Source organism: Phenylobacterium sp. (assembly GCF_035276905.1).
Classification (GTDB): domain Bacteria; phylum Pseudomonadota; class Alphaproteobacteria; order Caulobacterales; family Caulobacteraceae; genus Phenylobacterium.
Genome location: NZ_DATELG010000007.1, coordinates 1 through 3,641 on the forward strand (window position 1 = coordinate 1; position 3,641 = coordinate 3,641).

Annotated in this window: 4 protein-coding genes; 3 read left to right on the forward strand and 1 reads right to left on the reverse strand. The window is 66.7% G+C overall.

What is annotated here, in order from left to right:
* Positions 1 to 228, reverse strand: a 228-nt coding sequence (locus VJS38_RS00275) for a hypothetical protein (RefSeq protein ID WP_324086156.1), incomplete at its 3' end; no start/stop codon positions are given.
* A 224-nt stretch (positions 229 to 452) separates the two neighbouring features.
* Here VJS38_RS00275 and VJS38_RS00280 point away from each other — a divergent pair.
* The 3 genes from VJS38_RS00280 to VJS38_RS00290 all read left to right on the forward strand — a co-directional run.
* Positions 453 to 1,625, forward strand: coding sequence for a patatin-like phospholipase family protein (locus VJS38_RS00280; RefSeq protein WP_324086157.1), 1,173 nt, complete (start codon positions 453 to 455; stop codon positions 1,623 to 1,625).
* Between the two features lie 59 nt (positions 1,626 to 1,684).
* Positions 1,685 to 3,211, forward strand: a complete 1,527-nt coding sequence (locus tag VJS38_RS00285) for a hypothetical protein (protein ID WP_324086158.1) — start codon at positions 1,685 to 1,687, stop codon at positions 3,209 to 3,211.
* A 107-nt stretch (positions 3,212 to 3,318) separates the two neighbouring features.
* The coding region (locus VJS38_RS00290; RefSeq protein WP_324086159.1) for a DNA translocase FtsK 4TM domain-containing protein at positions 3,319 to 3,641 on the forward strand (323 nt) is incomplete at its 3' end.

Sequence of the window (3,641 nt, forward strand, 5' to 3'; positions counted from 1 at the left end):
CTCCGGCGTGGGCTGCGGCGGGCCCTCGATGCGCTCGTTGCTCAAGGGCGTGGCGTCGACCGCGTCGATCGCGGCGGCGGGCCCGGCGCCGGCCGTGGCCTTCTCGCCCGGCAGGCGGCCGCCGCGCTGCGGGGCGTTGACGATCCCCATCACGAAGGCGCTGACCGCCGCCAGGCTGATCAGGCCGGCGACGATCTGCAAGACGCGGTGCGGCATGGTCCACTGCATGGCGTGGGACCCTAATAGGACGGCCCCGTCAGCGGAAGCGCACATCGCGCCGGGCCGTTCGAACTCGCTCCCGGCGGCCCCGCGCGTGAGGGACATCCAATGATATTCGCCGAGGCCATCGATCCTTGTTCCGCGAACGGGAGTTGTGGAATCGTCCCGGCCGGCGGGCCCTGGACGGCCAGGTTTGGGCCGGAATTCCTGAGGCGGAACAGGAGGGCGCGCCAATGGTGCGAACCGGGTTCGATCACGAAATCTTGCTGCTGCAGGGCGGCGGCGCGCTCGGAGCCTACCAGGCCGGCGTTTATGAGGGCCTAATCGAGGTCGGCATCGCGCCGACCTGGGTCGTGGGCATCTCCATCGGCGCCATCAACTCGGCGCTGATCGCCGGCAACCCGCCCGAGCGGCGGGTAGAACGGCTGCGTGAGTTCTGGCGGAGGATGTCGCTCGACGTCACCCCGCCGTTGCCAGCATGGCTGGATTCGCTACGGCCGGCGGCCAACTACATGGCCGCCATGTCGGCGATGACCTTTGGCATCCAGGACTTCTTCACGCCCCGGACCCCGCCGCCGTGGTTTGCGCCCGACGGCGCCGAAGGCGCCCTGAGCATGTACGACACCTCGCCCCTCAAGAGCACTCTGGAGGAGCTGGTCGATTTCGATCTGATCAATAACGGTCCCGTCCGCCTGTCGCTGGGCGCCGTGAACGTGCGCATGGGGACGTCCGTCTATTTCGACACCGACTCGACGCCCATCACCGTAGAGCACGTCCGGGCCAGCGGCGCCCTGCCGCCGGGCTTTCCGCCGGTGACGATCGAAGGCGAGCAATACTGGGATGGCGGCGTGGTCACCAATACGCCGATTACGTACGTGGCCGACCAAAGGCCGATGACGACCGCGCGCATCATCCAGGTCGATAACTTCAACGCTCAAGGCGAGCTGCCGCGGAATCTCGGCCAGGTGTCGGAGCGGGCCAAGGACATCCAGTATGCGAGCCGGACCCGCTTCAACATCGACCGCCTGCAGGAACTCGGCGAGCTCGCCGAGGCCGCCAGGCGATTGCTGGACAAGCTGCCCCCGGAACTGAAGTCCGATCCTGACGCGCAAAAACTGGCCAGTATCTGCGACGAACACAGCTGGATGGTCATTCGCCTGATCAACAGGCGGCCTTCGCGATTTGGCGCCGTGAAGGACTACGAATTCTCTCGCGCGACCATCGAGGAGGCATGGGCGGCCGGCCTCGAAGACGTGCGTCGGTCGGTCGCCGGCTGGGATCAGGTTCAGCCTGGCCAGGTCGGCCGTGGCGTTCTGGTCTACCGCCCAACGGAAACCCTGTCTTCTCCGGCGTCGGCGGGCGACGCCGGGGGTTCGCCGCTGCTGGAGGCAATGCGTCGCCAGTAAAAGACGCCCGATCTCAAATCGCAGTGTGCCGCAGTTCGTGAGGGGAAAGGAGTTCGGCGATGCGCCGCGTCGACTGCTGCAGATTTCTGCTGCCAGCGCTCTTGCTGGCGCCCGGCATAGCCCATGCGCAGGCGGTTCCGACGGCGCCCGCGGACGTCCCGCAGCGTGAGCGCGTGCAGCAGCAGTTGCAGGACCTGGTTCGCGCCCGACAGGACCTGGCGACCATGCAGCAGAACATGCAGAAGCAGATCGACGGCTTCGACGCGCGGATCGCCGCGCTGGAGACGGAGCTCGGCGTGGCCCCGTCGAAGCAGGAGATCGTCCGGATAACGCCGCCTCCGCCTACGGCCGAGGAGAACAGCGGCGGCGCCGTCAGCGAAAAGCAACAGGAAGAAGGGCCCTACAAGCAGGGCACGGGCCTCGTCCTCGTCGAGGGCAAGAACGGGGGATTGGCGCTCGGGGTGAACGGCTACGTGCGCTACCTCAATCAAGGCGGGCTGAAGGAACACTACACGGACGCTTTCGGGCGGACGTTTCAGATCGACAAGCGGCAAGACGTTCAGCTGAACAGGCTGCAGCTCCAGTTTCGCGGGTGGTTGTTCGATCCACGGTTCCGCTACGTGTTTTACGCCTGGACGCAGAATGTGAGCCAGGGCGACCCGGCCCAAGTCGTCGTGGGCGGGAATATCAACTATACCTTCTCTGACTCGCTGAGGGTGTTCGCCGGGATCTTCTCGGTGCCATCGACGCGGACGACGGCTCAGTCGTTCCCGAACTGGCTCATGATCGACCATCGCGGCCTGGCGGATGAATTCTTCAGGGGTTCTTACGCCACGGGCGTCCAGGCAATGGGCAAGCTGCCGTACAGGTTCTTTTACAACGTCTCCATGACGAACAACCTGAGCGCGCTCGGCGTCAGCGCCAGCCAGATGGCCTTCGGGCTGGATACCTACTCCGGCGTCCTCTATTGGATGCCGACCACCGGCGAATACGGGCCGGGCTTCGGCTTCGGTGATTATGAGGAGCACCAGGACGTCGCGACCTTGCTCGGCGTCCATTTCACCAAGAGCCGCGAGGACGCGCAAAGCCAGCCGAAGACGACCGGCATCGAGAACAGCCAGATCCGCCTTTCCGACGGCACGGTGATCTTCCAGCCCGACGCGTTCCGAACCGGCGGGCAGATCACCAAGGCCACCTACCAGATGCTGGATCTGGACGCGGGGGTGAAATACCGGGGCTGGTCTCTCGACGGCGAGTATTACTTCCGCTGGGTCAACGACTTCGACGTCGTCGGCTTCGTGCCGGTGACACGTCTGTACGACAGCGGCTTCCAGGTGCTGGCCTCCGGAATGCTGAAACCGCGGGCCCTGCAGGCCTATGCCATGGGCTCGAAGGTCATCGGCGAGTTCGGCAATTCCTGGGACATAGGCTTTGGGCTGACCTACTTCCCGTTCGAGCGCAAGCAGGTGCGCCTGAACGCCGAGGGCATCTACATGAACCGCTCGGCGATCGGCTACACGGCGGTTCCCTACGTCGTCGGCGGCACGGGCTGGGTCTGGACGCTCAACGTCGGCGCCTGGTTCTAGCAAGCCCGGGGCGGCATCCCGCCGCGGGCTCCGCGGGCGCAAAGTAAACGGCTCTTAACGGTCTCCAGGCAAACAGGAGCTTCGTCGGGCAGATGGAGCGACTTCGCATGGCGCGCGTGGCGCGGAAGACCGGAATGGCGCTCGTCTGGCACATCGCGCAGCTGGCCTGGGCCCATCCCAGCGCGGCCCGGCTGCGCGGCGGTCTGACCGCGGCCTTCGGCGTGGCGCTGGCGGTCGCCTTCGCCACTTACAGCGCCGCCGATCCGAGCCTCAACGCCGCCAGCGGCGCGGGCGTGCAGAACGCGCTCGGCGGCCCCGGCGCGGTGCTCGCCGACCTCGGCGTCCAGTCGCTGGGCCTGGCGGCGGGCGTCGCGGCCCTGATGATGGTCGTGCTGGGCCTGTCGCGCGCCGCCGCCGCAGACCCCGACCA